This window comes from Mesorhizobium sp. M2A.F.Ca.ET.037.01.1.1, assembly GCF_003998075.1.
GTDB lineage: Bacteria > Pseudomonadota > Alphaproteobacteria > Rhizobiales > Rhizobiaceae > Mesorhizobium.
The window spans coordinates 1-430 of sequence record NZ_RZSA01001827.1; the positions used below are offsets into that span (position 1 = coordinate 1).

At 66.7% G+C, this 430-nt stretch carries 1 pseudogene; it reads left to right on the forward strand.

Annotated features, from left to right (window positions below):
* Window positions 1–183, forward strand: a pseudogene (locus tag EOA27_RS40020) (sugar phosphate isomerase/epimerase); the annotation flags it as partial.
* Between the last annotated feature and the right edge of the window lie 247 nt (window positions 184–430).

Sequence of the window (430 nt, forward strand, 5' to 3'; positions counted from 1 at the left end):
CTGCTCGACCGCGGCATGATGGGTGACGGCGTGGCCGACCTGAAGGCGATCCGCGCGGCGGTGGAAGCGGCCGGCTACGACGGGCCGTGCGAGGTGGAGGTGTTCTCGGCGCAGAACTGGTGGAAGCGTGACCCCGGGGACGTGCTGGACGCCTGCGTGGAGCGCTTCCGCTCCGTTTGTTGAAGACAGAAGCTGGACAGCCGGGCATCGCTCGCAACCGTACGGATATGCCACGTTCGAGGGCTGTTGAGTGGTCAGCCGCCGCCCTGCGAAACAGATTTCTACTGCGTTCAGATCGGGCTCGAGATCAATCTCTCGACCGGAGGCCCTTTTCCCGGAAGGCAGCCAGGCCCGCCCGAAGGTCGTCGCCGCCGGCGGCGATACGTCCGGCAAACGCATCCAGGACACGCTCCCGTTCCTCGCCTTCGGC